Genomic DNA, 26,575 nt, shown 5'->3' with positions numbered 1-26,575 from the left:
GCCGTATGGGGCACGAGGTGTGGGCGGTTGGTAACTCGTATGAAAACTACGTCGGCCGATGGAGCCGGTCTGTCGCGCGGGAGTTCGTGAAGTGGCTGGCCGTATCCGCAGGCGGGCGCTGGTTGGACGTCGGGTGCGGCACAGGTGCGTTGAGCGCGGTCGTGCTGGCGACGGCCGAGCCCGCTGAGGTCGTTGGCGTCGATCCGTCCGAAGGTTTCCTGGCCACCGCACGCACGGCCAACCCGCGCGCGGAGTTTCGTCTCGGCGACGCGGCGGCACTGCCGGTGGCCAGCGGCGAGTTCGGCGCGGTGGTCAGTGGCCTGGCGCTCAACTTCATGCCGGACGCGGCCCGCGCGGCAGCCGAGTTCGCGCGGGCCGCGGCACCGTCAGGTGTTGTGGCAGCCTACGTCTGGGACTACGCCGCCGGTATGGAGATGATGCGTTACTGCTGGGACGCGGCCGTCGATCTCGACCCGGCCGTCGCCGACGTGGACGAGGGGCGCCGGTTCCCGATCTGCCAACCGGACGCGCTCACTCGACTGTGGACAGGCGCGGGCCTGCGAGATGTGACGACCCGTGCCATCGACGTGCCGACCGTGTTCGAGAACTTCGACGACTACTGGACTCCCTTCCTGGGCGGACAGGGCGCCGCGCCCGGATACGTCATGTCGTTGTCCGGTGATCACCGCGACGCCCTGCGCGAGTCGCTACGCACCCGTCTGCCTGTCGAGGCCGATGGTTCGATCCGGCTCACCGCACGGGCATGGGCCGTTCGGGGTGTCTGTTTGTCAGCGGCGCAGTAGTTCCACGAGCCGTTCGCGCGGCAGGTTCGGCGAGCGGTGGCCCTCGCGCCCGATCATGGTCTCGTTGGCGCTCAACGCGTTGAGCACTGCTTCTTCGACCGCCTGGACCACGGCCTCGTAGAACGGGTCCAGCTGTCCCCACGGCATGAACCGCAGGTTCTCGAACTCGCCGGGCTCGTGGCGGAACCCGCTGGTCAGCGCGCCTTCGTTGGCCGTGGAGAAAGCGAGGAAGATGTCGCCGGAGAAGTGGGATCCGCTGGTGCCGGTGCGGGCGAGACCGAGCGGTACGCGGCGCGCGAGCGCGGTGCACTGCCCGGGAAGCAGCGGAGCATCGGTCGCCAGCACGACGATCACCGACCCGGCACCGGCCTGTGCGACGCTCCAGTCCTGGAGCGGGTTGTCGTCCGCGAGTTCCGCGCCGACCGGGACTCCCGCGACCGTCAGCTCTCGCCGTGCGCCGAAGTTGGCCTGGACGAACGCGCCGACGGCGTACTCGTTCGATCCGTACTCGACCATCCGCGAGGCCGTGCCGCTGCCGCCTTTGAAGCTGTAGCAGTTCATCCCGGTTCCGCCGCCGACTGAACCCTCCTCGATCGGGCCGCTCGCAGCGGCTTCGATGGCGGCTTTCGCGTGCTCCGGTTGCACGGTCGGGGCGTTGATGTCGTTGAGGTAGCCGTCCCACGTCTCGGCGATCACCGGCAGCAGCCACTCGTGGGCGCCGTCCGGTTTGTTCTCCGCGACCCAGTCGATCACGCCACGGTGGCACGGGCCGACCGCGTGCGTGTTGGTGATCAGCACCGGCAGGCTCAACGCGCCGGTCTCGGTGAGCCACGTCGTCCCGGTCATCTCGCCGTTGCCGTTCAACGAGTACCAGCCCGCGGCGCACGGGTGCGCGACTGTCTCGTGTGGACGCGGCAGGATCGCTGTCACGCCGGTGCGCACGGCGTCGCCGGAGACGAGCGTGGTGTACCCGACCGAGACTCCGGGCACGTCGGTGATCGCGTTGTACGGGCCGGGACGGCCGGGCAGGTCCACGCCCAGCGAGCGGATGCGGGGCTTGCCTGATGGCGTTGTCAGTGTCATATCAGCTCACATCCGGTGACGGCCGACGCGTAGGCGATGATCTGCCGTGCGGCTTCGGCGGGTTCGTATGTCGGCACGGCCATGGTCATGTGCAGGCCGTACCCGTCTTCCAGGGTCACGATGTTGCGTGCGATGGTCAGCGCGTCGCCGGTCAGGCGGAACGCGCCCGTCGCCGCGCCCGCTTCGAGGATGCCCATGTAGATCACTACCTGGCGTTGGTAGAGCTCGATGTACCTCGCCGCGTACGCGGGGTCCTTGCGGGCGAACGCGCCCAGTTCGTAGAGCAGGTAGGCCAGTTCGTCACCCGGTCCTTCCGGCAGGCCGCTCATGATCATCGCGAGCAGTCGTCTTCGCTGGTCGGGCTCGTCGCGGACGGCGTCCTCGCGCGCGGTGCAGAACCGGTTCATCGCTTCCCGCTGCACCTCCTGCAGCAGTGCGGGCAGCGTGGGGAAGTAGTAGAGCACCGAGCCGGGCGACAGCCCTGCCCGCTCGGCGACGTCGCCGAGGCGCAGGTCGACCAGCCCGCGCTCGACCACCGCGCGCCGTGCTGCCTCCACCAGTTGGGTGCGGCGGGCCTCCTGCCGCTTGGGGCGTGCCATGGTCACGATTTTGTCGAACAAACATCGAAAAACCAAGTAGGCCCTTGACTGGGGGCGAGCATAGTTCTTTGATGCATCTTCAAAGAATGCCACCAACGGAGGTGTGCTATGAGCCAGTCCGGCCCGACCGTCGCCGCGCCCCGGTTGCGCCGAGGTTTGAAGGTCCTCGGCGCCCTGCTCATCACGCTGTCGGCGATCAGCCCGGCGTCCTCGGTCTTCATCATCGCGCCGGGGGTGATGGGCCAGGCCGGGACCGGCGCGATCTGGAGTTTCCTGGCAGCGGGCGTGGTCGGTGTCTTCATGGCGTTCGTCTACGCCGAACTGGCCTCGGCCTACCCGCTGGCCGGCGGCGAGTACGCGATCGTCGCGCGTGTGCTCGGACGGCTGCCCGGGTTCCTGGTGATGGGCCTGATCCTGGTCACCCAGGTGATCATCGTCGCGGTGATCGCGCTGGGCGTCGGCATCTACCTGTCGGCGGTGTTCCCCGCGCTGAACGGTCCGGTGGTGGCCGCGGTGACCGTGGTGGTGGCAGCGGCGTTCGGCGTGCTGGACATCAAGCTCAACGCGTGGGTCACCGGTGTGTTCCTCGGCATCGAGATCCTGGCGCTGGTTGTCGTGGCCGCGCTGGGTTTCCTGAATGTGGAACGGCCGCTGTTCGCCGAACCGGTGGCGGGCAGTCCGCCCGCGGCGGTGGCCATCGGCGTGATCGGTGCCGCCACCGCGATCGCGATCTTCGCCTACAACGGTTACGGCTCAGCGGTGGTGCTGGGCGAGGAAACTACGGACGCCTCCCGTGGCATCGCGAAAGCGATCCTCTGGGCGCTGGTGATCACGGTCGTCGCCGAGATCGTCCCGGTGACCGCGGTCCTGCTCGGCGCGCCGTCGCTGGACAGCCTGTTCGGCGCGGGGAACATGATGGAGTACTTCATCACCGAACGCGCGGGGTCCGGGCTGAACACCGTGATCAGCCTCGTGGTCGCGCTGGCCATCATCAACGCGGTGCTGGCGATCCTGCTGCTGACCGCGCGCCTGTTCTTCAGCACAGCACGGGATTCCGTCTGGCCCGCCAAGGCAAACCGCTCGCTCGGTGCGATCCACCCCAAGTTCCACACGCCATGGGTGGCCACGCTCGTGGTCGGCGCGCTGTCGGCGGTGGTGTGCTTTGTGGACTTGGACGTGCTGCTGGTGGTCACCGGTTCCTCGTTGATCGTTGTCTACGCGGCGCTGTGCGTGGCCGCGCTTGTCGGGCGTCGCAACGGGAGGACGGCGCACGCGCAGTACCGGATGCGGTGGTATCCCGTGCCTCCGCTGCTGGCCTTGGCGGCGCTGGTGTACGTGACCGTTCAGACCGCGAGCGATCCGAACGTTGGGCGGCCGAGCTTGTTCGTCACCCTTGGCATCCTGGTTGTGGCTGGGGTCGGTTACTACGTGCGCCGCAAGCACTGGGTGCTGCGCGGGCCTGACGAGGATTAGGCTTGGGCGGGGCTCGAACTTCGAGCCCCGCTATGGAAGGCGTACGACCGGCACCCTGACCAGGTCGAACACAGCTGGGCCCGCCGCCCGGAGCTGGGCTGACGCTACGACCACGCCACCCCGCGTTCGATCCACTCGGATCTTGTGCAACCAATGTGGCCTTTGTTGCGGTTTTCGCTACGAAGGCCACATTGGTTGCACAAGAGTTAGTGGGTGGCGACCAGACTCTCGATGCGGTCGCGAAGTTCGGCCACCTCGTCCAACCGTTTGTGGTCGGCGGTGGTGGTCCACAGGTCGCGCAGGTGATCGGCAAGGCGGTGAGAGCGAACCCTGTCGAGACCGGCCATTGCGCGACTACCGATCTGTGCGGCTTCGCTCGGGTCTCCGGTCCGCATGATCAACGATGCCAGGTTGACCCCGCTGAGTGCGCGTGATGGAGGTGCTCGTTACCGTGGCTCGCAAGGGAAGGGTCGGCAACCTCAGTCCGGAGGTGAGGCCGGCACCGAGCGGTTGGGTGCTGCTGCCGCGAATGCGTTCCACAGCAGGTTGAGCGGGTGGTCGTCGGTGTAGCGGTTGCGTTCACCTTGGCGGGCGAAGACGCCGGTGACGATTTCCAGGCGTGGGCGGTAGTCGTCGGCGAGGTCGATCTTGCGGAGACCGAGACCGGGCAGCCTGCCTTCGATGGCAGCGTCAGCGACGCGGTCGGTGGTGAGCAGGCAGCCGTGCAGGAGTTGGGTGGTGAGGAGGTTGAGTCCGTAGTTGAGCGAGTCGATATCAGCGATGACATCGAGGTCGCCGCGATAGTCGGGGCCGTACCAGCGGCCGAGGAACTGGGCGAGCAGGCCGCCGGTCGGCGCGAGGAGAGGCAGATGCGGGAGGCGGTCGGCGGCGACAGGGGTGTCTGGGAGCTCGCGTGGAGTGAGATTGGTCAGCAGGGCGACGCGTTCGCGGTGCCATTCCAGGAAGTCGTAGTCCAGAGCAGGTGCGCGGTCGGGCTCGGCGGCGAAGCTGCCGCAGACCATGTCGACTTTCTTTCCGTCGAGTTTGGACCAGAGGTCGCGGGTCCGGACGTGTTCGATGTTGAGGTGAATACCGCGTCGTTCGAAGTCGTCGCGTAGAGCGGGCCAGACGGTTCCGAGGAACTGCACGGTGAATTCGGTCGTGCCGAAGGTGACGGTTGATCCGACCCGGCGGCGGCTGTGGTGCAGGTTATGCGTGACCTCAGTGAGGGTGGTTTTGGCCAAGGTGACGATGTCCTCGCCGGTGGGCGTGAACAGGAAGTCCTTGCCGCGGCCTTGTTTTACGACCAGTGCTTCGCCGACGAGGCGGGTGGCGGCCTTGTTGAGGTTGTCGAGTTGTTTCTGCACGCTGGACTGTTCGCGTCCGAGCACGCGTGCGGCGCGTTGGGCCGTGCCGGTGGTGTGCACGACGGCGAGCGTGCGGAGTTGGTCGAGGCTGACGTCGAGCATCTCGGGCGGGCAGCCCAACAAGGCGGTCAGCATGTCCGTCGCGGTGTCGTCGGTGGTGTCCACTCGTTCTCCTCGGCGCTCCGGGTGCGGGTACCACCCTGACATGGGAATTGTCCGGCTGGACAGTGGGGTTGTCGTTGCTCGCAGTTTCAGTCGAGTTGTCCCATAAATGTCCGCTCGAACAACTCAAGTCGCGATACTGTCCGATCGAACACTTATTCGGGGACCGACTCGGTCGCTCGCCACCACAGCCAGCCGGGACCATCATCTACGTCTTCACTCCTGGCGAGGTCACCGTGTGCCCGTACCTGGTGTTCGCCGCCCGCACCCCAGCTTCCCGTCACGCCGACACCGAGTTCATCGTCGGCAACGTCCTCACCGACCCGGACATCGCCCAGCGCCTGGACGACTACCGCTTCCACGACCGCTACCAGGTCGGCGCCAATATCACCTGCGGCACTTGTTCCCTGAACGACCGGTGCGGCAAGGGATGCCCCGCCGCTGTCGTCGCCGCAGGCGGCCGGATCGGCGACGTCGACGCCGAGCTCTGCCCGGTCACCACCGGCGCACCCGTCACGGGACGCAGGATACTGCCGCTGATGCCCGCATGACCGCCCCCGCCGCAGAGCGCCTACCTGGCACTCTGATCACTCTGGACGGGCCGGGTGGCGTAGGGAAATCCACCACCGCCCACCAGATGACCGCAGCGCTCACCATGATCGATCTGCCCGTGCATGCCACCGCGCAACCGTCCCAGGCCGCATTAGGCGAACTGGCTCGGCACGGCACCGACATCTACCAGGACATGGCGCTGGCATGCCTCTGCGCGGCGGACCGACACCACCAACTCGACACCGAGATCCTGCCCGCCCTCCGTGAGGGCGCGATCGTCGTGTGCGACCGCTACGTCGCTTCCTCGCTGGTCCTGCAAGGTCTCGACGGGCTGCCCGCTGAACTGGTCTGGCAGCTCAACCACGGCGTCTACCAGCCCGACCTCGCGGTCATCCTCACCGGCGACCCTCACATCATCGCGGCACGGCTGCGCGCACGAGGCGGGCACAGCCGCTTCGAACGCGCAGAAGACAACAGCGACAAAGAAACCGCGCTCTACGTCCACGCCGAGGCCGAACTGCGAGCCCGAGGCTGGCCGGTGACCACCCTGGACGCCACCGCCGAGCCGTCTGACACGATCGCGGCCCGGATCGTGTCCCACGTCCACCAAGTCCTCAAGGGGAACAACCCGGCATGTCTGTAAGCGTGATGACCGTCAACGTCGGAGCTCCGTCTCTGGACCGCGCCCAGCAGCAACTGCGCTGGCTGGCCGCACGCCGCGAGGACGTGCTCGTCCTGACCGAAACCAAAGCCACTCCTGGCAGCAAGTTCCTCGCCGAGGCGTTCGCCGCCACCAACCACGCCGTGGTCTTCCCCGAGCACGCACCCGGCGAACTCGGCGTGATGATCGTCAGCAGACTTCACATCACTCCCGACCCGCTGAACACTCAGATGAGCTACCTGCCAGCACGAGCGGCCGGAGTCATCGTCGACACCACCACCGGGCCTGTGCGCGTCATCGGCGCTTACGTGCCCTCCCGCGACAGCAGTCTGGCCAAGACCGAACGCAAGAAGACGTGGATCCAGCACCTCCACCAGGCCCTGAACCAGACCGCCAGCGACGCGCCACTGCTGCTCATCGGCGATCTCAACGTCATCGAGCCCACTCACACACCCTCGCACCGCGGCTAGTTCGCGCCTTTCGAGTACGCCTTCTACACCGGTCTCACCGACCGGCATGGCCTGGTCGACCTCTACCGACACCAGCACCCCGACCGGGTCGAACACAGCTGGGCTCGCCGCCCGGAGCTGGGCTATCGCTACGACCACGCCCACGGCACCCGTCACCTGGCCGACCGCCTCACCGCCTGCGACTACGTACACGAGACCCGGCAACCAGGCCCAGACGGCACTCGGCTCACCGATCATTCCGGACTCACGGTGCGCCTAGCGTTGAAGGCCACCACCGCGCTGCTAACGTCGGACCCCGCCACGGTGGCCACTCCAGCCGAGCCGGAGCCGACGCTGTTCTAACCCTGCGGTCTCCGCTCGCCAACCCGGCCGTCGGAGCTTCGTGCCCGTCCGCCGACCGCGAGGACCAGCCGCAGGATGCCGACCAGTTCCGTCACGCCGCGCATCGGCGCCCGCATACTCCTGCTCGACCGCGCCGACCGCGTGCTGCTCATCCACGCCCTCGATCCCACCGATCCCGGCCACCGCTGGTGGGAGCTGCCCGGCGGCGGCCTCGACGACGGTGAAGACCTCGAGGACGCGGCACTACGTGAGCTCGCCGAGGAGACCGGCATCACGCTCACTGCACTGGATCGCAAGCTGTGGGTCCGCGAGTCCCGCTTCCGCTACAAGGACCGCGACCATCACCGCATCGACCACGTCTTCCTCGCCCGCACGTCCAGCACCGCGCCGCAAGTGGCGCTCAAGCCCACTGAGAACGAGAAGGCGGGGCTGATCGAACGCCGCTGGTGGTCGGCCGACGACCTTCGTCAATGCGGTGACAAGCTGCTGCCCGCCAACCTCTCTGCTCTGCTCGACGATCTCCTCGCGGACAGGTTCAGTCACACGCCGCTGAGGCTCACCAGCTGACCTTCAAGGCAGGCACGGCAGGAAGCAACGCCCACGACAGCGGCGGTGGGTGCGGGCGCGAAGTACATGCTGGTGTTCGTCGACCGATGGCTGGCCACCCCGCGTTCGATCCACTCGGATCTTGTGCAACCAATGTGGCCTTTGTTGCGGTTTTCGCTACGAAGGCCACATTGGTTGCACAAGAGTTAGTGGGTGGCGATCAGATCGCCGATGCGGTCGCGGAGTTCGGCCACCTCGTCCAACCGTTTGTGGTCGGCGGCGGAGGTCCACAGCTCGCGCATGTAGTGAGCGAGGCGAGGAGACCGAACCTTGTCCATATGGGTCATGGCGCGACAACCAATCTGTGCGGCTTCAAGCGGGTCGCCGGTACTCATGACCAACTGTGCCAGGTTGATTCCGTTCAACGCACGGGATCGCGGGTGCTTGTCATCCTGCCCCGTGTAAGCCGCGGTCAGCCGACTGCGCGCTTCACCAGCGAATCGGCCATGTATGGCAAGGTCCCAAAGTGCATGCCCCGTGTCGCCGGAGTGATGCGCCGAGTCGTAGTAGTTCATGAAGGGCGACTCGTTGGCTCGGATGATGTTGCCGAACTCCTCATCAGACATCCCTACCGCCGTGATGGTGTCCTGCACACGTTCGAGCTTGGCCAGGGCGCGAGCGCGTACGGACAGCAGCATCGCGCGCTCGGCTGGAGTCAGTCGATCGGCACGGACCATCGCGAACTCGACCAGGGTCAGTCCGTTCTCGGCGTCATCGCACCAGATCGCTTGTCGCGCCATGCGAGTGAGGACTCTGGCCCGAAGATGCCAGTCATCACCTGCCTCGGCACACGCCAGCGCCAGGCTGAACATCTTGCGAGCGTCGTCGTGGGCGTACGCGTCGAAGGCCATGAAGGCGGCGGTGTTTCCCAGGTAGCCGACTGCGGAGTGCAGTTCGCTGCGCAGGTGGGCCGGGCATTGGGCGTTGAGCAGCCCGACGGCGTAGCGGAGCTGGGCGGCCACGGCTTCGCGAACGAGGCTGCCACCGTATGTGTGATCCCATGACGAGAAGAGGCTCGCAGCGGTTCGGATCTCTGCTATCTCGGTCTGGCCGATGATCGAAGGCACGGCGGTGGGCTCAGATGGCGTGATCAGTTCCGTCAAGGCGAGTGGTGTCGTTGCGGCGCTGATACTGATCCCGATTGTCGTGAGGAGGAAATTCTTGCGGTCCATATTCTCGAAGGTAGTCGTGGTTCGGCGGTTTCTGTAGAGGCCGAGCTCGGCGCAAGTGTCGACCTTGAGTACGGCGCAAAGGCCGTCTCGGTAGTCCTTGTTCGGCCAGCGGACCACTCCGCGTTCGATCTTTCCGATGTAGTTCGTGGTCAGCTCGACGGTTCGTCTGCGATGTTGATGTACCCACGTGTTGACCAGTTCGGCCAGCTCTTGGCGGGTGAGGGGTTCGCCGCGCACGGTGGGGGACTCGGTCTGCTCTCGTACTCGTCGCAGACGGTCGTTCGCTCCAGACATCGCGGTCCTTTCGTGCTGGCGATTACGATTTTCGCACACATTCAGTGGCCGGGGCGCATTCGTAAGATTCGTAATCTGCCCCTGATCTGCCCCTTGACAGCCGTCCTGCTGGCCTTCAGTTCACCGCTCCTGAACGTCGAAGTTCAACGCAGCCGATTGATTCCATCGGGACGTGAAGTGTGAAGAAAGGACCACGCCATGAGCGCACGACGGCGCGTTCATGACGACTGTGGACGGCCGGAACCAGTTCATCCTGGCCCAACCGGAGAACGCGCTCAAGTTCGTGCCCAAGGGGTCCAACATCACGCCGCATCTCGTGTGGGCCACTCCTGAGGTGGCGGGAGCGGGCCGGGCTGACCCAACAGGAGCTTGCCGGGATCTGTGGTCTGGCCCGGTATCAGATCTCGTGGTGGGAGACCGGCGATGCCAGACCGGAGCCCGGGTCGCTGAAGCTCCTCGTTCGGGGGCTGGCCGAGGCGATGGGCGCGCCTTTCGCGGTGGCCGATCTGCTTGATCCGGCCGACCATCAATCCCTTGGCGCCGCGAGGAGTTCGTGCATGAACTCGACCAGCCAGCGCTGACCGGGGCTGCGGGCGTGCGCGTGCCGGGTGTAGATCGACACCTGCGCTGGCTCGATGTCCAACGGTAGTTCCACCAGGCGCACCGGGTGCGTGCCCGCGAACACCTCGGCGGCGTTGCGGGGCACCATCGCGACCAGGTCGCCGCGCTGAACCAGGTACGGCAGCGCGGCGAACCGGGTCACCTCCAACGCGACTCGGTCGAGCAAACCGTGCGCTGCCAACGCTTTGCGTGGGCCGTCGTGTCCGGTTGGGCCGAAGACCGCGATGTGCCGTTCGGCGGCCAGGTCCGCCATGGAGATCGCGCCACCGCGCAGTCGGGGGTGGTTGTCCGCGACCATGCCCACGTATCCCTCCGCGAACAGCGGGATACGGGCGATCCGGGGCGAGTCGAGCAGCGGCGAGGCGATGAACGCGTCGATCTCGCCACGGCCGAGCTGATCGGCGGCGTTCACCACGTCCAGCGGGCGGACCGTCAGGGTGACGCCCGGCGCCCTGGTCGGCAGCGCCGCCATCAGCAGCGGCAGCAGCGACAGTTCGCCGAGGTCGGACAGGCACAGCGTGAACGTGGTGTGCGCGGTCGCCGGGTCGAATGACACCGTGCCGCTGACCGTCGAGTCGATGCTGGCCAGTGCCTCGCGCAGCGGCTCGTACAGCTCACGGGCCGTTGTCGTCGGTTCGAGGCCACCTTTGGCTCGGCGGAACAGTTCGTCGTCGAAGCGCCGCCGGAGTTTCTGCAGGCTGTAGCTGATCGTGGGTTGCGTGACGTGCATGGACTCGGCCGTCGCGGTCACGCTGCGCGTCTCGTAGAGCAGCACGAACGTCCGCACCAGGTTCAGGTCGAAGTCCGCCATCATCGATCCCATCGATATCACTCGTCGGCAACATCTATTGGAACATGTCATGGCGTGCTGCCTATCGTCCACTGCATGCCGACTGTCCGCCGGATCACGCACGACTTCCTCGAACGCCGGGGACTGACCACCATCTTCGGCAACCCCGGCTCGAACGAGCTGCCGTTCCTGACCGATCTGCCCAGCTCGTTCGACTACGTGCTGGGCCTGCACGAAGGTGTCGTCGTCGGCATGGCCGACGGGTACGCGCAGGCCACCGGGCAGCCGGTGCTGGTCAACCTGCACGCCGCCGCGGGCTCCGGGAACGCCATGGGCGCGCTGACCAACGCGGTCTACTCCCGCTCGCCCCTGGTCATCACCGCGGGCCAGCAGGTGCGATCGGCCATCGGCCTTGAGGCGATGCTGGCCAACACCGAGGCCACACAGCTCATGCGGCCGCTGGTCGGCTGGGCCGGGGAGCCGAGTTGCGCCGCCGACGTGCCACGGGCGTTGGCGCAGGCGGTGTTCGAAGCGGAGCTACAACGCCGCCCCACTTATCTGTCCGTGCCCTACGACGACTGGGATGTCGAGCTCGACTCGAACGCCACCGTCACGCTCGACCGCCAGGTGTGGCGTGGGTCCGCGCCGAACGAAGCGCACCTGGACATGATCGTCGACCGGATCAAGGCCGCGCGCGGCGTCGGCCTGGTGCTCGGCGGCGAGATCGACGCGGGCGGGCTGTTCGACCGGGCGGTCGCACTGGCCGAGCACCTCCAGGCGCCGGTCTGGATGGCCCCTTCGCCGTACCGGCTGTCGTTCCCCAACCGGCACAGGCTCTTCCGCGGCGTGCTGTCCGCCGGGATCGGCCACGTCTCCACCGAACTGGCCGGGCTCGACGAGATCCTGGTGCTCGGCGCCCCGGTGTTCCGCTACCACCAGAACGTTCCAGGGCCGTATCTGCCTGACGGCAGCCGCCTGATCCAGGTGACCGAGGACGCCGGTTCGGCGACACGGGCACCGATGGGCGAGGCGTTGGTCGCCGATCCCGGCGTGGTCATCGAGGCGTTGCTGTCCCGGGTCCCGGCGAGCCCGCACGCACGAGGACAGGGTTTCGCCCCGAACCCACAACCAGCGAGCGGCGACGGAGCCCTGCACCCGGAGCAGGTTTTCGCCGCACTGCGCGACACCCAACCGGCCGACACCGGCTACGTCGTGGAGTCGACCTCGACCAACACGGCTTGGTGGCGGCAGGTGGACCTGCGGATGCCGGGCTCGTACTTCTGGCCCGCGTCCGGCGGTCTCGGGTTCGGGATGCCCGCCGCGGTCGGAGTGGCGATGGGGCGGCCCAGCCGTCCGGTCGTCGCCGTGATCGGTGACGGCTCGGCGAACTACGGCATCACCGCGTTGTGGTCCGCCGCGCACTACAACGTGCCGGTCACGTTCGTCATACTCCGCAACGGATCCTACGGTGCGTTGCGGTGGTTCGGTGCTCTGCTCGGCACACCGGACGTGCCGGGCACGGAGATCCCCGGACTCGACTTCACCCGGATCGCCGAGGGCTACGGGGTCCCGGCCACAGCCATCACCGAAGAGGACGACCTGCGCGCCGTGCTCAGCACCGTCCCGACCGGCCCGCGCCTGATCCAGGTCGACACCCACCTGACCACTCCGGAATGACTTCAGGAGGACGGCAATGACGGCGTCTCCCACCCGCCCGGTCTGGACGGCAGCCCTGTGCTGGCTGACCGTCCTGATCGAGGGCTACGACCTGGTGGCGCTCGGCGCCGCCATCCCGACCCTGCTCAAAAGCCAGCACCTGGGGTTCACCCCGGCAGGCGCGACGCTGGTGGCCACGCTGTCGCTCGTCGGCGTGGCTGTCGGTGCAGCCGGGCTCGGGCCGTTGACCGACCGGTTCGGCCGCCGCTGGATGCTGATCGGCTCGGTCCTGGTTTTCTCGGTCTTCACCCTGCTCATCCCGCTGGCGCCGAACGTGGCGGTGTTCGCCGTCCTCCGGTTCCTCGCGGGCCTCGGGCTCGGTGCCTGCATGCCCGTCGCGCTGACCGTGATGACCGAGAACCTGCCCGCGCGGCGCGGCGCCACCGCCAGCACGTACACGATGACCGGCTACCACGTCGGCGCCGTGCTCACGTCACTGCTCGCGTTGGTGGCCAAGGACGACTGGGAAGTGCTGTTCTACGGCGGCGGGATCGCCGGTCTGCTCGTCCTGCCGGTCATGTGGTGGAAACTGCCCGAGTCGAGCGCGTTCCTCGCCGCCAAGGAGAAAGGCGACACCGAACGGTTCGCGCTGCGGGAACTGCTCGGACCGAAGTGGCGGCGGATCAGCATCGCGGTGTGGACCGGTTCGTTCATGGGCCTGCTGCTGGTCTACGGGCTCAACACGTGGCTGCCTCAGCTGATGCGCACGGCCGGGTACCCGCTGTCGACGTCGGTCACGTTGTTGCTGGTGCTCAACGTCGGCGCGGTGATCGGCCTGGTCATCGCGGGCACGGTCGCCGACCGCGTCGGCATCCGGCGGGTCGCCCGGATCTGGTTCGGCGCCAGCGCGGTCCTGCTCGCCGCGCTCAGCCTGCGGATCGACAGCGGGTTGCTGTTGAACGCCATGGTGTTGCTGACCGGGGTGTTCGTGTTCTCCGCGCAGGTGCTGATCTACGGGTACGTCGCGCAGGCCTTCCCCGCGCAGGCACGGGGAAGCGCGCTCGGTATGACGTCGGCGGTCGGCAGGCTCGGCTCCATCGTCGGGCCGTTCATCACCGGCGCCATGGTCACCGCGGGTGTCGCCTACCCGTGGGGATTCTGGTTCTTCGCCGCCGTGGCAGCGCTCGCGTTGGTGGCCGTGCTGCTGCTCAGAAGGGACTCGTCCGGCTTGCGGGCGGTCCAGTCCGTCACGTCCTGATACGCGCCCGCCACAGCGGCCAGCAACTGCTCGGACCCGGCTGGCCCGTACAGCTGAGCGCCGACAGGCATGCCGGACGCCGTGAAACCGCACGGGAAGGCGATCGCGGGCAGCCCGGTCAGGTTGGCGGGGAACGTGAACGGCGTGAGCACGGGGATCAGCGGCACACCGTCCACATCGGAGATCCCGTGCGGCAGGTCGGTGACCGGGCTGGTCGGCAGCAGCAGGACGTCGACACGCTCGAACAGTTCGGCGTAGTCCCGCCGGATCGCCGCACGGACCCGGTTGGCGTGCAGGAAGTCGGCGGCCGGTACGGTCAGGCCCGCTTCCAACAGCCCCAGGACCTCCTCGGAGAACCGGGCACCCCGCGCCACGTGGGCCCGGAATTCGGCCGACGCCTCGACGGAGGCGACCACGCCGCCGACGGCCTGCGCGATCTCCGGCGGCGGCAGCCGCACGTCGACCAGTTCGGCGCCGAGCCCGCGCAGCGTCTCGGCGACGGCCAGTTGGTCCGGCGTCGAGACGTCCGCCACGCCGACGCGCACCTGCCGCATGTCCACGTGCACGTGGTCCGGCTCCGGCGGGGCCTGCCCGGTGAGCACCCGCAGGAGCAGCCAGCAGTCCTGGGCGCTGCGGGCCATCGGGCCCACCACGTCGAAGGACCGCGCCAGCGACATCACGCCGGTACCCGGCACCAGACCGTGCGTCGGCTTGATCGCCGTGGTCCCGCAGAACGCCGACGGGACCCGCAGCGATCCGCCCGTGTCGGAACCCAAGGCCATCGGTACTTGGCGCGCGGCCAACGCCGCTGCCGAACCGCCGGAGGACCCGGACGCCATCTTCGACGGGTCCCACGGGTTGCGTGCGTGCGGTGTGGACATTCCGAGCGCGATCTCGTGCGTGGCCGTCTTGCCGACCAGAACCCCGCCAGCGGCCCGGATCCTGGTCACGACCGTGGCGTCCGCGCTCGGCACCCGGCCTGCGAACGCGTCGCTGCCGCACTCGCACGCCGCACCCGCTGTGTCCACTATGTCCTTCGCGGCGTACGGGATCCCGTGCAGCACGCCGTCGGCGGGCGAGTGGGGCGAGGTCAGCCGGACGAACGCGCCGATCACCGGGTCCGTGCGGTCGATGGCCGCCAGGCAGGAACGCAGGAGCTCCACGGGCGACAACTCGCCGCGGCGGATCGCCAGCGCCGCGTCGACGAGCCCGAGATCGCACGGCTCGGTGACACCGGATGTCCGCGCCGGGGCCTCGTGGCGCAGCGGGATCGCCCTCGGCCGGACGACGGGCACCTCGGAGTCGGGGATTCCGGGCAGGTCCCGGAGAGCTTCGATCGGCACGGTGACGAACGGTGCCGCCGCCGTCAACCTGGCCAGGCGTTCCCGCGTCGGCTCGAGCCCGGCCCACGCCGCGATCACAGAAAGATCCACCCATCCCACCTTAGAACGCATCGCGTGCCGTGCAGGCCACCTCAGCACTTGGCGTCGGAACTTCCGTATTTTTACGGACCGATCGGCACAACGTCGCCCACGATGCTAAGCCGATGGCGACCGGTTATCTCCACCACGAGGTGTTCGGCTGGCTCGATCGCGGAACACGGGCCGCCTTGTTCGAGCCCGATCCACGGCTCGGCGTGCAACCGTTGTGGCACTACGACATGAGCGACACCCGGCGCCGCACACACGAACTGGTCGTGGTATCCGGCCTGATCGACGAACTGGTGCCGATCAGGCCGCGACCGGCGACCGAGGACGAGCTGAGGCGCGTGCACACCCCCGCGCACGTCGCGCGCATCCAGGCCGACAGCGACCGCCCAGGGGGCGGTGACTCGGGAGACGGGATCTCACCCTTCGGTTGCGGCACCTACGACATCGCCGCGCTGGCGGCAGGCGGCGTGATCGAGGCGGTCGAAGCGGTGTGGGACAACCGCGTGCGCAACGCCTACACGCTGGTCCGCCCGCCAGGGCACCACGCGACAGCGGACGAGGGCATGGGCTTCTGCGTGTTCAACAACATCGCTGTCGGCGCCCGGCACGCCCAGCGGGCGCTGGGCGCCCGGCGGGTAGCGATCGTCGACTGGGACGTGCACCACGGAAACGGCACACAGGCCGTCTTCTACGACGACCCGGACGTGCTGACGATCTCGTTGCACCAGGACAACGTGTTCCCGGTGGATTCCGGCAAGGCGACCGAGCGCGGAACCGGTGCCGGACTGGGTTACGCGCTGAACGTGCCGTTGCCACCGGGCACGGGCGACGGCGGCTACCGGTACGCCATGCAGACCGTCGTCATCCCGGCGATCCAGCGGTTCCAACCCGACCTCGTGATGGTCGCGTGCGGGTTCGACGCGGGTGCGATGGACCAGCTCGGCCGTCAGATGGTCACGTCGGAGGGGTTCCGCGAGCTGACCGCGATGGTCGCGCACGTGGCCGACCGGGTCTGCGACGGCAGGCTGGTGCTCACCCACGAGGGCGGCTACAACCCCGCGACTGTGCCGTTCTCGGGCCTGGCGGTGATCGAGACCCTGTGCGGCAAGAAGACCGTGGCCGACCCGTTCCTGCCGCTGATGTCCGCGATGGCGGGCCAGGACCTGCAACCCGCCCAACGCGACGCGGTCGACGCGGTCGCCGGTCACGTCGACGACATCGGGCGGTGACGTCGTGCTTCGTCTCGAGGACGTGACGATCGAGCGAGCCGGTGTGCCGGTGATCCGGTCGGTGTCGATGGACGTCGCCGCCGGCCAGGTCACCGTGCTGCTCGGCGTCACCGGCGCGGGCAAGACCAGCCTGCTGGAAGGCATCTCCGGCGTCGTCCCGATCAGGTCCGGCGCGATCGTGCTGGACGGGACCCGGATCGAACGGGTCCGGGCCTGGCGGCGCACCCGCCTCGGTGTGGCGCGTGTCGAGCCGACCCGGAAGGTGTTCCGTGGCCTGACCGTGGCCGAGAACCTCCGTGTCGCGTGCAAGGACCTCGCCGCGCTCGACGAGGTGTTCGAGCTGTTTCCCGAACTGCGCGAACGGGAGCACAAGTACGCGGGCCTGTTGTCCCGTGGCGAGCAGCAGATGCTGGTGATCAGCCGTGCGTTGCTCGGACGGCCCAAGGTGTTGCTGATCGATGAAATGTCATTCGGGTTGGCGCCGGTGCTGCTCTACCGGCTCGCCGATGCGGTGCGTGCACTGGCGGACCGCGGCGCCGGTGTGTTGCTGGCCGAGCGGTGCGCGACGCCCGCGCTGTCCATCGCCGACCGAGCGTACGTCCTGGCCAGGGGCGAGCTCGTGCTCGACGGCGGCAGCGCGGACGAACTGGGAGAGGAGGAACGGCTGCACGGGTTCTGTCTCGGCGAGCTGGGGAGCCTGCGATGAGCAACCGGCCGGGAAAGGGGAAGAGCAGATGTGTTTCGGGGATGAGGCCACACCGCCCGCGCCACCGGGCAGACCGCGGTTGACCAGTGGCAGCGAGATCAGGCTCGTCGCGTCGGACGGCAACGTGTTCCTCGCATACCAGACCGTTCCGCGTGGGCACGCGGTCCAGTCGGGCGTGGTGATCCTGCCCGACGCGCGCGGGCTGCACGGGTACTACCGCGAACTGGCACACCGGTTCGCCGAGGCCGGGATCGCCGCGCTCGCGATCGACTACTACGGCCGGACAGCCGCCGACGACGACCGTGGCCCCGCCTTCGACGGATCCGCCCACGCCCGGCACCTGACGCCGGAGCACACCGGCGCCGACGTGCGTGCCGCGGTCGACTACCTGGCCGCGGGCGGCACCAGGGCGATCTTCACCGTCGGGTTCTGCGTCGGCGGAGCCATCTCGTGGAGCCAGTCCGCCATGGACAGGTGGGTGACCGGCGCGGTCGGGTTCTACGGGCGACCCGGCGAGTGCCGTGAACTGATCCCGCGGATGTCCGCGCCGCTGCTGGTCCTCGCCGCCGGGGACGACACACTGACCTCGGCCGACGAGGCGCGCGCGTTCGACCGTGAACTGACTGACCACGGCGTCAAGCACACGTTCGTGCTCTACGACGGCGCCCCGCACTCGTTCTTCGACGGCGGCCTGGCCGCCCACGCCGACGCTTGTGCCGACGCGTGGCGGCGGGTCCTGGCGTTCGTCCGCAGGCACACTGAGGAGTGGGCGGCGTGACCCCGGTGCCTGGTACACCACCGGGGGCCGAATCCTGAGGGGACGAGGATGACGCTGCACCGAGTCAACCACCAGAGCGTGCCGATCGCCGGGTACACCGACCGGTTGTCCGCACGGCCGGGCGAACGCATCCTGGTGCACGCCAGTTCCAGCGAACCGGAATGCGCCGTACGGGTCGTGCGGGTCGGCCATGACGGCGTCGGGCTGACGCACACCCCTGTCGACATCGCCGGTCCCGGCACGGTCCACGTGCCGCACCTGGCGATGGATCTCGGGTCCTACGGCCTGGTCCCGAATCCGCCCGCGCTGCACCACGCGGTCACGTTCGCCGCCTGGGTCTGGCCGACCGCGCTGCCGTCGGACCGCGCGGGCATCATCACCCAGGGCACCCCGGACGGCGGCCCGTTCGCGGCGTTGTCGCTGCTGCCGGACGGCCGCGCGGCGTTCGACGTGTCCACAGTGGATGGATTGGTGTCCGTCAGGTCCGAGACGAGCCTGCTCCTTCGGCACTGGTACCTGCTCATCGGCGGTTATGACCCGGCCGATGGCGCGCGGCTGACCGTCCGCGCGCGTGATCCGCTGGCCGACGAGCACAGGGTGATCGTGACCGCCCCACCGCTCGGCCCGCTGGTCACAGGCGCGCCCTCGCTGCTGCTGGCGGCGTTCCGCACCACGCTCGGCGAGGTGACCGGCAACCTGGACGGCAAGGTCGACAGCCCGGCGGTGTTCGACGAACTGGTCGACGGGATCGCCCAGGCAGGCGCGCGAGCCAGGTGGGACCTGTCGCACGACATCCCGGGCGACCGCATGATCGACGTCGTCGACGGCCACGACGGCCGCCTGTACAACCTGCCCGCCCGTGGTGTCACCGGCCCCGACTGGGCAGGCGACGTGCTGGACTGGCGGCACGCCGTACGCGGTTACGGGGCCGTGCACTTCCACTCCGACGACATCGAGGACGCGGGCTGGGACCCGGTCCTCAGCGTCGACCTGCCGCTCGGCCTGCCCTCCGGGTGCTACGCGGTCGAACTGTCCACACCGGACGCAGTCGGGCGGGTGCCGTTCTTCGTGCGGCCGCGTGCCGTCAACGCGCCGATGGTCCTGCTGGTGCCGACGTTGAGCTACCTCGCCTACCTCGGGATGCCGGAGCCCGCGGGGGAGGTGGCCGCCGGGTTCGCCAGGGACAACGGGCTGCACGGCCTCAACGACCGGCACGCCGACGGCAGCGGCGTCTACCTGGCGTCGCTGCGGCGTCCGCTGTGCGGCTACAACGACGCGCCGCACCAGTACAGCGAGGACCTGCGTCTCGTCGGCTGGTTGCGGCGCCAGGGGTTCCGGTTCGACGTCATCACCGACCACGACCTGCACGCCGACGGCGCGGCCGCGCTGGCCGGATACCGGTCGGTGGTCACCGGCAGCCACCCGGACTGCTGGACCGGGGCGATGCTCGACGCCGTGCGGGAACACCTGGTCGACGGCGGGAACCTGGCCTACCTGGGCGGCAACGCCGCTTGCTGGGTCACCGCGATCGCGCCGAACCGGCCGCACGTGGCCGAACTGCGCAGAGGGTACGCCGGAACGCGGACAGGGGAAGGCGAACCGGGGGAGATGCACCTGGCGAGCACAGGGGAGCCCGGCGGGCTGTGGGCCGGACGCGGCCGATCACCCCACCGGCTGTTCGGTATCGCCCCCGGTGCCCCCGTCTCCGCTGGACTGGACAGCTCGATGACCGGCGCGGTGCCCCACCCGCGCAGGGCACCGGTGGACCGGCACCGAGCCGACGTGACGCTGCAGCGGACGGCGGCCGGTGGACAGGTCTTCGCCGCCGGGGCGCTCGGCTGGTGCGGGGCGCTTTCGCGCAGGGGCGACGACAACGACGTTTCCCGGCTCACCGCTGACGTGCTGCGTTCCTTTTGCGAAGGGACGGTCACCGACTCCGCCGGATCCTGAACCCCCGCACCGGGATATGCTCCCCGGTCGGCCACACGGCCACAAAGGACGCCGTCGTGGCTGGATCGTGATGCGCTGCGGGCGTGGGGGATTGCCTGAATCGGCGGTGGGCACGTACGGTTGTCGTTTCCCCGCTGGAGGCGGCATGGAACGTGCGATGGTGTCCGCGGCTGCGCGGATCGGTTACGCCCTGGGTACTTCGGCCGACGTGGAATGGGGTGAGGTGTTCGGGAGGATGGCGGACGCGATCCCTGAGATGTGCGCGGTGCAGGTGACCGGGTGGGACCCGGTCGGCCGCAGCCACATGGTCGTCGCCGAGCGCGGATACCAGAAGGCGATCTCCGACGACCTCTGCCACGTGTTGCCGAAGACGCGCTGGGGCGGGCAGTTGTTCGCCTCCGGCGCGCCGCTGCTGATGGATGATATGCCAGAGCACTTCCGGGCCTCGCCGCACTACCAGGAGTGGCTGCACCCGGCCGGGCTGGAGGACGGGTTGTCGGCGGCGTTGCGCGTCGCCGGGGGCAGGCAGGTTGGTGTATTACATCTCAACGCGCCGGTTCGCCGGGCTTTCGGGGAGGAAGCCAGGGATTTCGTCGCCCAGATCGGGTCGGTGCTGGCCCGTCGGATCGATCCGTTGCGCAGCCCACGGCTCGAGGCCCTACTCGGTCCTGAGTGGACGGCCAGCCGGGTCGTGCACGGCGGGGAGCCGTTGCCCCTCACCGGGTGGGAGCCCTGTCCACTGGTCGGTGATGCCGAGATCCTGGAGTTGGCGCTTCGGTTCGGGCTGTTACCCGCGAGTACGCTTCCTTTTCTGTGGTGCCGGGGTGGGGAGTGGTACCGGGTTCGGTTGATTCACGTGACGGATGCGAACCGGTCCGGGGTTGTCGTCGCCAGCGCTCCGTTTGCCAACGAGGCCGGGTTGACCGCCCGGGAGATCGATGTCGCTACGGGGATCGTGGCGGGGTTGAGCAATCAGGCCATTGCCACTGGGCTCGTGGTCAGTCGCCGGACTGTGGAGACTTATGTCGAGCGGTTGCTGATCAAGCTGAACTGCGCCACGAGAGGAGAAGTCGCGGGCGTCGCCGCTCGCGCGGGCCTGGTGAAACCCAGTAGTGGCGTTGGTGATATTCTCCGGTTGACGCGTGGTGGATATGTCTAACCGGGCATGCTGTTGGCCAAACCGGGACATCCCGGGAGGAAGGTCCCGTGTGCTCGGCGAGCGATCGCGAGATCCCCGGCTGGCCCGGGCTATGTTCTAGGCCTCTCCCTCTTGTCAGTCAGGAAGTCCGCTGCTCGTTCGCCGATCATCGCCGCTGGTGCGTTGGTGTTCCCCGTGGGCACCACCGGCATCACCGACGCGTCTGCCACCGTCAGCTGGTCGATTCCCTTCACTCGCAGGCAAGGGTCCACTACTCGACCTATCGCGCAGGTGCCGACCTGGTGGTGGTAGGTCACCACGGTTTCCCTGATGTAGTCGCGGGTCAGTTCCGGGGTCGCCGCCATCGACGCCGGGTAGAGTTCTCGCGCGCCCCAGCCTTCGCGTAGGGCCGGTTGGGCGCCGATCTCGCGGCAGAGGTCCACTGCTGCTGTGAGTGCGTCCAGGTCTGCTTTCGCGCTGAGTACGCGTGGGTCGATCAGTGGGTCGCGGTCCGGGTCTGTCGACGTTATCCTGACCGTGCCTTGGCTTTCCGGGCGGATCAGGCCCGCCATCAGTGTTATCCCGTGCGCCGGTGAGGCCATCCATGGGGATACCAGCGCTGTGGCGAAGTGGATGGGTTGCAGGTCGGGGACTTTCAGCTCCGGTCTGCTGCGCCAGAACAGGTGGCTTTGGCAGGTCGGCAGTCCGGTTGGTACCGCCACCGGTCTGACCGTGGCGAAGACCACCGGGACCAGCCAGTGGTCCTGGAGGTTGCTGCCCACTTCCGGGATCGGTGCGGTGACTGGGATGTCCAGCGCGTTCAGCGTCGCCGGGTCACCTATGCCTGACCGCTGCAGGATCACCGGAGAGCCGATGGCTCCCGCGCACAGCACGACCTGGTCCGTGGACGCGCGGGAGACCACGCCGCCACGGTCCCATTCCACACCGACACACCGTGACCCTGACATGAGGACGCGGTGTACCCGTGCTGAGCTGACTATGCGCAGCCGTGGGTCGGTGCGAACTGGGTCCAGGTAGGCTTGTGCTGTGGTGAGGCGTTTGCCGTTGCGGATCGTCAACTGTACGAACGAGACACCGTCTGGGGTGTCCCCGTTGTAGTTCTCGTTGTACGGCAGGCCGTACTGTACCGCCGCGTCGACAATCGCTTCGTGTACCGGGTGCCTGTCGTACTTGGTGACTACGTCCTGGACGCTTTCCGCCCGCTCGAAGGCCTCCTCGACCTCCGCCCATGACCAGCCCGCGCCCCAGGTTTCGTAGTCGGACGGGTGGCCCCGGACCCAGATCATCCCGTTGAGCGCGTGTGATCCGCCCACCACTTTTCCCCTGGGGAGGTGGAGTTCCCTGTCGTGGGCGTGTTTCTGCGGCACTGTGCGGAATCCCCAGTCCACCTTCGTGTTCCACAGTTCGTGCATACGGGCCGGATCGGCCATTTCCGGGATGTTGTTGTCCGGCCCTGCCTCCAGGAGCAGCACTGTCCTCCCGGCGTCGAGCAGGCGGCGGGCCACGACACAGCCCGCCGTTCCCGCGCCGATCACGATCACGTCCGGGTTCATCAGACAGGCTGTTCGTCTGCGTAGGTCACGCGCCCCAGCAACTCGATGAAGGCGCCGCCTGGCGCGACCATCACGTGTCCGTCGCCACGCAGGCCGACGAAGGTTCCTGTTGTGCGTAGTGCTTCCATGTCATACAGCCAGGTTGCCGCGACGGGGATGATGAATTCACGGAACGTGAAGACATACAGGTTGTCCGCGAACCGCCAGGTCGTGGCCAGGTCGACGTCGCCGTGCCCGCGCTGTTCGCCCACGAGGCACTGCCATGCATAGCGTTCGCTGGACAGGTACACGTGTTCGTACAGGTGGTTCGGGCTGTAGCGGTACAGCGCACGTAGGCCGATCAGGTCACGCGTCGGCGCCGGTTCTTCGCCGGTGACCTCGATTCCCTTGATCGTCCCCGGCCGGAAGGTCTGGCTGACACGGGGTTTTCCCGGCGTCGGCGCGTCCGCGATGACCGACTCCACCGTCAGGGTCCGGCCGGACGCCCGGTCGACGATCACGATCCTGGCTTCCAGTGACCGGGCCGAGTCGGTGATCGTCAGGTAGAACAGGTCCGGCCGGATCTCGATCGCCTCGTACCAGTCGGTGCCCGAGGTGCCGTCCGCTCGTTGCCACGACAGCTCGTCCAGCGTCCGGAAGTCGATGTGGACGGCCGGACGGCCTTCTTCCTCGATCGTCAGCGAGGTCCCGGCCAGCGCGTCCGTGCACTGCATCCGGTTGCCGTCGATCCCGGCCGCGAAGTCGTCCAGCGCCTTCCACTCGGGCGGTGCGGTCTCTCCCGACATCGTCATTGTGCAGCTCCTTCGGCGAACGCGATGGTGGGCAGGTCGACGCAGTTCGCGCCGCAGTCCGCGACGACGACGGAACCGGTCATCGCCGATGCCTCCGGTGACGCCAGGAACGCCACCAGGTTGGCGATCTCCTCGGACTCGGCCGGGCGGCTCAGCGGCTGGTTCTTGGTGACCAGTGCGTACGCGGCTTCCCTGTCGATCCCGTACTGGCTGCCGAGTTCGTCCATCTGCTCGTCGGCCATCGCGGTACGCACCCAACCTGGGCACACCGCGTTCACACGGACGCCGCGTTGTCCGTAATCCCTTGCCAGTGAGCGCATCAGGCCGATCAGCGCGTGTTTCGTGGTCACATAACCGACCACTCCCGGGCCCGCGAACAGACCGGCGATGGACGACACCACGACGACGTTGCCCTTTGCCTCGATCAGGCTCGGCAGTGCTTCGCGTACTGTCACGAAGGCGCTGTTGAGGTTGGCGTGCAGGCTGTAGCTCCACGCGTCGTCGTCGGTTTCCGTCGCCGCGCCGGGGTGGTGCCCGCCCGCGTTGGCGACCACCACGTCGAGTCGGCCGAAGTGCTCCACAGTGGACTTCACGGTGTGCTGGGCGTCGGTGGTGACGGCGGCGTCCCCCGGCAGGGCGAGCGCGTTGTCACCCAGTTCGGCGGCGAGGTCGTGCAGCGGCTGCGGGCGACGGCCGGTGAGGACGACTTTGCCGCCATCGGCGACGATGCGACGGCACACAGCCGCGCCGATCCCCGTACCCGCGCCCGTCACCAGCGCCACCCGGCCGGCGAAACGGCCATGCGTTGGCTCCATTGGCCAGACGTTAGGGCAGCTCTCGGGCGACGGGCGGGATCGGTGCACTCGGTGACAAGTACTGGCCACCCAGAGACAAGCGGCGGGCCGCCTGCGTGAACCAGCCTGACGAAGGTGAACACCGAGCACCGCGAGTCTACTGTGGCCGGCACTGTGCAGGACGCCGGAGCCGGGCCGCCGCACCGGGCCAACGGGCACAAGGCGGGTATCCTGGCGCGGATCTTCGGGGCGCCGTCGTTCAGCGTCATCGCCGCGACTGTCGCGCTCGTGCTTGTCATCGGCGTGCTGCGGCCGACATACCTGCAGGCCAGCCAGCTGCTGGACATCCTCCAGTCGTCGGCGTACGTCGGTCTGCTCGCCGCCGGGATGGCGTTGCTGCTGTCCATGCGTGAGATCGACCTGTCGGTCGGGTCGATGTTCGGGTTGTGCCTGATCTCCGTGGCGATGCTGATCTCCGCCGGGTTCAACACGTGGCTGGCGGCAGGCGCCGGGATCGTGCTCGGCGGCCTGCTGGGCGCGGTGAACGCGGCGATCGTGACCTACATCCGAATCCCGACGATCGTGGCGACACTGGCGACGCTGTCGGTCTTCCGCGGACTGGCCATCGCGGTGACCGACGGGTCGCAGGTCGCCAGCCTGCCCGTGGCGGACTCGTTCTTCACCATCGTGGGCGGCACGGTCCTCGGCGTGCCGTTCAGCGTGATCGTGCTGGCGCTGATGGTGATCGGGCTCAGCCTCATGCTGCACCACACGCCGTTCGGCTACCGGATACTGGCCATCGGGTCCAACCCCGGCGCAGCCCAGTTCTCCGGCATCTCGGCCAACCGCGTGCGTACCCAGGTGCTCATCCTGTCCGGGCTGCTCGCGGGTGTCGCCGGGGTGCTCGGCATGGCCTTCTTCACGTCGGGCGACCCGAACATCGGCGGCGGGTTCGAACTCGCCGCGATCGCCGCGGCGGTCATCGGCGGTACCCCGCTGCGGGGTGGCAGCGGCACCATCCTCGGCGCGGCGGTGGGCGCCGTGCTGCTCAACGTGGTGGCGACGGGGCTGACCTACTTCAACGTGCCGGCCAACTGGAGCGAGTTCGCCACCGGCGCCGTGATCCTGCTCGCCGTCGCCATCGACAGCCTGGCGCGTCGCCGCCGGGCAGCCAACCAGGAGAAATGATGACCAAGAGACTGCGTGGCGTCGCCGCCGCGCTCACGTCACTGTCCACTGTGTCCTTACTGGTCGCGTGCGGCGAGGGAGGCTCGGGTTCTCCCGCCGCGGACGGCTCGTGCGGCACGGCGAGCAAGAAGCTCGACCTGGCGTTCGTCTACGCCTCCACCACGCAGAACCCGTTCCAGGAGATGGCTCTCGGCGCGCAGGCGGCGGCCGACGACGACGGCAACGTCAACCTCCAGCTGTCCGCGCCGACCGGGATCGACGGGCCCAAGCAGGTGTCGATGTTCCAGGCAGCCGCCAGGACCTCGAAGGACGGCATCGCCTACCAGACGGTCACGCCCGACCTGTTCGTGCGACCGCTCAACACGGCGACGGACGGCAACGTGCCGGTGGTCGCGGTGGACGCGGGGCCACCGCCCGGCTCCAAGGTCAAGACGTTCGTGGCCAACAGCAACACCAAGCTGGGTGAGCTGCTCGGTGAGGCGTTCGTCGCCAAGAACCCGAACCCCACCGGCAAGGTGTTGCTCGGCAACGACATCCCGTCGCTGCAACTGCTGGTGCAGCGGCTCAACGGTGTGCAGAACGTGCTGAAGGCCAAGCTGCCGAACATGACGGTGATCGGCCCGGTGGACACCAAGTCCGAGCCGACCGAGAACACCGTGGCGTGGCGCAGTTTCGTGCAGGCCAACCCGGACGTGGACGCGTTCATCGGGGTGGGCAGCCAGGACGGTGTCGCGTTGCCGCTGATCGCCTCGCAGACCGGCCGCAAGTACATCGCGGGGTCGGCCGATCTGCCCCCCGAGGCGATGCAGGCGGTCAAGGAAGGCAGTGTGCTGTTCGCGTTGTCCTCGCCGGAGCACTGGATGAAGGGCTACATCGCGACGCACCTGCTCATCGAGGCCAAGCGCAAGTGCAAGCCGATGCCGGAGGGCTGGTGGAACTCCGGCAACCTGCTGGTCGAGAAGTCCAACGTGGACCAGATCATCCAACGCCAGCAGACGCCGGAGTCGCGCAAGGCGTGGTTCCGCAAGGAGATCGACAAGCAACTGGCGAACCCGCCGATCAGCGCACTGGACAAGGCGGACTAGCAC

At 68.2% G+C, this 26,575-nt stretch carries 26 protein-coding genes; 16 read left to right on the top strand and 10 right to left on the bottom strand.

Annotated features, from left to right (window positions below):
- The first annotated feature begins 5 nt into the window (after nucleotides 1-5).
- Nucleotides 6-803, top strand: a complete 798-nt coding sequence (locus ALI144C_RS03320) for a class I SAM-dependent methyltransferase (RefSeq protein ID WP_076985492.1) — start codon at nucleotides 6-8, stop codon at nucleotides 801-803.
- Here ALI144C_RS03320 and ALI144C_RS03315 read toward each other — a convergent pair.
- Complete coding sequence (locus ALI144C_RS03315) at nucleotides 789-1,886, bottom strand: DmpA family aminopeptidase (protein ID WP_076985491.1); 1,098 nt, start codon at nucleotides 1,884-1,886, stop codon at nucleotides 789-791. The genes ALI144C_RS03320 and ALI144C_RS03315 overlap by 15 nt on opposite strands.
- On the bottom strand, nucleotides 1,883-2,485 hold the full coding sequence (locus tag ALI144C_RS03310; protein WP_076985512.1) for a TetR/AcrR family transcriptional regulator: 603 nt from the start codon (nucleotides 2,483-2,485) through the stop codon (nucleotides 1,883-1,885). Before ALI144C_RS03310 ends, ALI144C_RS03315 begins: the two co-directional genes overlap by 4 nt.
- 108 nt (nucleotides 2,486-2,593) lie before the next feature.
- On the opposite strand from ALI144C_RS03310, the gene ALI144C_RS03305 reads away from it, so the two are divergent.
- Nucleotides 2,594-3,958, top strand: a complete 1,365-nt coding sequence (locus ALI144C_RS03305) for an APC family permease (protein WP_076985490.1) — start codon at nucleotides 2,594-2,596, stop codon at nucleotides 3,956-3,958.
- Between the two features lie 206 nt (nucleotides 3,959-4,164).
- On the opposite strand, the gene ALI144C_RS54060 is transcribed toward ALI144C_RS03305, so the two are convergent.
- Together ALI144C_RS54060 and ALI144C_RS03300 are read right to left on the bottom strand one after the other, a co-directional pair.
- Nucleotides 4,165-4,359, bottom strand: coding sequence for a hypothetical protein (locus tag ALI144C_RS54060; RefSeq protein ID WP_143230371.1), 195 nt, complete (start codon nucleotides 4,357-4,359; stop codon nucleotides 4,165-4,167).
- 78 nt (nucleotides 4,360-4,437) lie between these two features.
- Nucleotides 4,438-5,490, bottom strand: coding sequence for a LysR family transcriptional regulator (locus ALI144C_RS03300; protein ID WP_237773947.1), 1,053 nt, complete (start codon nucleotides 5,488-5,490; stop codon nucleotides 4,438-4,440).
- Nucleotides 5,491-5,723: 233 nt separating this feature from the next.
- On the opposite strand from ALI144C_RS03300, the gene ALI144C_RS03295 reads away from it, so the two are divergent.
- The 4 genes from ALI144C_RS03295 to ALI144C_RS03280 all read left to right on the top strand — a co-directional run bounded on the left by ALI144C_RS03295 (nucleotide 5,724) and on the right by ALI144C_RS03280 (nucleotide 8,079).
- The gene (locus ALI144C_RS03295; RefSeq protein ID WP_237773946.1) at nucleotides 5,724-6,038 is read left to right on the top strand and encodes a hypothetical protein; all 315 of its coding nucleotides are present in this window, start codon (nucleotides 5,724-5,726) and stop codon (nucleotides 6,036-6,038) included.
- Nucleotides 6,035-6,682: a dTMP kinase gene (gene tmk, locus ALI144C_RS03290; protein ID WP_076985489.1), complete on the top strand. Its 648-nt coding sequence runs from the start codon at nucleotides 6,035-6,037 to the stop codon at nucleotides 6,680-6,682. The genes ALI144C_RS03295 and tmk overlap by 4 nt, the downstream gene beginning before the upstream one ends.
- Entirely contained in the window at nucleotides 6,673-7,170 is a 498-nt protein-coding gene (locus ALI144C_RS57200) for an endonuclease/exonuclease/phosphatase family protein (protein WP_237773944.1), read from the top strand. Before tmk ends, ALI144C_RS57200 begins: the two co-directional genes overlap by 10 nt.
- Before the next feature lie 417 nt (nucleotides 7,171-7,587).
- Nucleotides 7,588-8,079, top strand: coding sequence for an NUDIX hydrolase (locus ALI144C_RS03280; protein ID WP_076985488.1), 492 nt, complete (start codon nucleotides 7,588-7,590; stop codon nucleotides 8,077-8,079).
- 185 nt (nucleotides 8,080-8,264) lie between these two features.
- Here ALI144C_RS03280 and ALI144C_RS03275 read toward each other — a convergent pair whose 3' ends face one another.
- On the bottom strand, nucleotides 8,265-9,584 hold the full coding sequence (locus ALI144C_RS03275; RefSeq protein ID WP_237773943.1) for an XRE family transcriptional regulator: 1,320 nt from the start codon (nucleotides 9,582-9,584) through the stop codon (nucleotides 8,265-8,267).
- A 227-nt stretch (nucleotides 9,585-9,811) separates the two neighbouring features.
- Between ALI144C_RS03275 and ALI144C_RS58880 the strand changes: the two genes are divergently transcribed.
- Nucleotides 9,812-10,165, top strand: a complete 354-nt coding sequence (locus ALI144C_RS58880) for a helix-turn-helix domain-containing protein (protein ID WP_083752661.1) — start codon at nucleotides 9,812-9,814, stop codon at nucleotides 10,163-10,165.
- Here the strand turns inward: ALI144C_RS58880 and ALI144C_RS03265 are convergent.
- Nucleotides 10,111-11,028, bottom strand: coding sequence for a LysR family transcriptional regulator (locus ALI144C_RS03265; protein WP_237773942.1), 918 nt, complete (start codon nucleotides 11,026-11,028; stop codon nucleotides 10,111-10,113). The two genes, ALI144C_RS58880 and ALI144C_RS03265, sit on opposite strands and share 55 nt — an antisense overlap.
- 63 nt (nucleotides 11,029-11,091) lie before the next feature.
- Here ALI144C_RS03265 and mdlC point away from each other — a divergent pair, with 63 nt between their 5' ends.
- Nucleotides 11,092-12,672 carry a benzoylformate decarboxylase gene (gene mdlC / locus ALI144C_RS03260; RefSeq protein WP_076985487.1) on the top strand — a complete coding sequence of 527 codons (1,581 nt, stop codon included), beginning with the start codon at nucleotides 11,092-11,094 and terminating at the stop codon, nucleotides 12,670-12,672.
- 16 nt (nucleotides 12,673-12,688) lie between these two features.
- Nucleotides 12,689-13,909, top strand: coding sequence for an MFS transporter (locus ALI144C_RS03255; protein WP_076985486.1), 1,221 nt, complete (start codon nucleotides 12,689-12,691; stop codon nucleotides 13,907-13,909).
- Here ALI144C_RS03255 and ALI144C_RS03250 read toward each other — a convergent pair.
- A complete protein-coding gene (locus ALI144C_RS03250; protein WP_168211158.1) occupies nucleotides 13,795-15,342 on the bottom strand; it encodes an amidase in 1,548 nt (515 codons plus the stop codon). The genes ALI144C_RS03255 and ALI144C_RS03250 overlap by 115 nt on opposite strands.
- 113 nt (nucleotides 15,343-15,455) lie before the next feature.
- Here ALI144C_RS03250 and ALI144C_RS03245 point away from each other — a divergent pair, with 113 nt between their 5' ends.
- The 5 genes from ALI144C_RS03245 to ALI144C_RS03225 all read left to right on the top strand — a co-directional run bounded on the left by ALI144C_RS03245 (nucleotide 15,456) and on the right by ALI144C_RS03225 (nucleotide 21,161).
- Entirely contained in the window at nucleotides 15,456-16,568 is a 1,113-nt protein-coding gene (locus ALI144C_RS03245) for a class II histone deacetylase (protein ID WP_076985484.1), read from the top strand.
- Nucleotides 16,569-16,572: 4 nt separating this feature from the next.
- Complete coding sequence (locus ALI144C_RS03240) at nucleotides 16,573-17,274, top strand: ABC transporter ATP-binding protein (RefSeq protein ID WP_076985483.1); 702 nt, start codon at nucleotides 16,573-16,575, stop codon at nucleotides 17,272-17,274.
- Between the two features lie 28 nt (nucleotides 17,275-17,302).
- Complete coding sequence (locus ALI144C_RS03235) at nucleotides 17,303-18,052, top strand: dienelactone hydrolase family protein (protein WP_076985482.1); 750 nt, start codon at nucleotides 17,303-17,305, stop codon at nucleotides 18,050-18,052.
- A 48-nt stretch (nucleotides 18,053-18,100) separates the two neighbouring features.
- Nucleotides 18,101-20,002, top strand: a complete 1,902-nt coding sequence (locus tag ALI144C_RS03230) for a N,N-dimethylformamidase beta subunit family domain-containing protein (protein ID WP_076985481.1) — start codon at nucleotides 18,101-18,103, stop codon at nucleotides 20,000-20,002.
- A 145-nt stretch (nucleotides 20,003-20,147) separates the two neighbouring features.
- Nucleotides 20,148-21,161 carry a LuxR C-terminal-related transcriptional regulator gene (locus ALI144C_RS03225; protein ID WP_076985480.1) on the top strand — a complete coding sequence of 338 codons (1,014 nt, stop codon included), beginning with the start codon at nucleotides 20,148-20,150 and terminating at the stop codon, nucleotides 21,159-21,161.
- An 89-nt stretch (nucleotides 21,162-21,250) separates the two neighbouring features.
- Here ALI144C_RS03225 and ALI144C_RS03220 read toward each other — a convergent pair whose 3' ends face one another.
- From ALI144C_RS03220 to ALI144C_RS03210, 3 genes are read right to left on the bottom strand one after another with little or no spacing between them, the layout of a single operon-like run.
- Nucleotides 21,251-22,714 carry a GMC family oxidoreductase gene (locus ALI144C_RS03220; protein WP_076985479.1) on the bottom strand — a complete coding sequence of 488 codons (1,464 nt, stop codon included), beginning with the start codon at nucleotides 22,712-22,714 and terminating at the stop codon, nucleotides 21,251-21,253.
- Nucleotides 22,714-23,505 carry a molybdenum cofactor biosynthesis F family protein gene (locus ALI144C_RS03215; RefSeq protein ID WP_237773941.1) on the bottom strand — a complete coding sequence of 264 codons (792 nt, stop codon included), beginning with the start codon at nucleotides 23,503-23,505 and terminating at the stop codon, nucleotides 22,714-22,716. The genes ALI144C_RS03220 and ALI144C_RS03215 overlap by 1 nt, the downstream gene beginning before the upstream one ends.
- The gene (locus ALI144C_RS03210; protein ID WP_076985478.1) at nucleotides 23,502-24,320 is read right to left on the bottom strand and encodes an SDR family NAD(P)-dependent oxidoreductase; all 819 of its coding nucleotides are present in this window, start codon (nucleotides 24,318-24,320) and stop codon (nucleotides 23,502-23,504) included. Before ALI144C_RS03210 ends, ALI144C_RS03215 begins: the two co-directional genes overlap by 4 nt.
- A gap of 114 nt (nucleotides 24,321-24,434) precedes the next feature.
- Here ALI144C_RS03210 and ALI144C_RS03205 point away from each other — a divergent pair, with 114 nt between their 5' ends.
- Nucleotides 24,435-25,487: an ABC transporter permease gene (locus ALI144C_RS03205; protein WP_237773940.1), complete on the top strand. Its 1,053-nt coding sequence runs from the start codon at nucleotides 24,435-24,437 to the stop codon at nucleotides 25,485-25,487.
- Nucleotides 25,487-26,572, top strand: a complete 1,086-nt coding sequence (locus ALI144C_RS03200; protein ID WP_076985476.1) for a sugar ABC transporter substrate-binding protein — start codon at nucleotides 25,487-25,489, stop codon at nucleotides 26,570-26,572. Before ALI144C_RS03205 ends, ALI144C_RS03200 begins: the two co-directional genes overlap by 1 nt.
- The last annotated feature ends 3 nt before the right edge of the window (nucleotides 26,573-26,575 follow it).

It is taken from the genome of Actinosynnema sp. ALI-1.44 (assembly GCF_001984155.1).
GTDB lineage: Bacteria > Actinomycetota > Actinomycetes > Mycobacteriales > Pseudonocardiaceae > Kibdelosporangium.
Note: the sequence above shows the minus strand (reverse complement) of the source record. Positions and strands in the feature narration are given on the sequence as shown.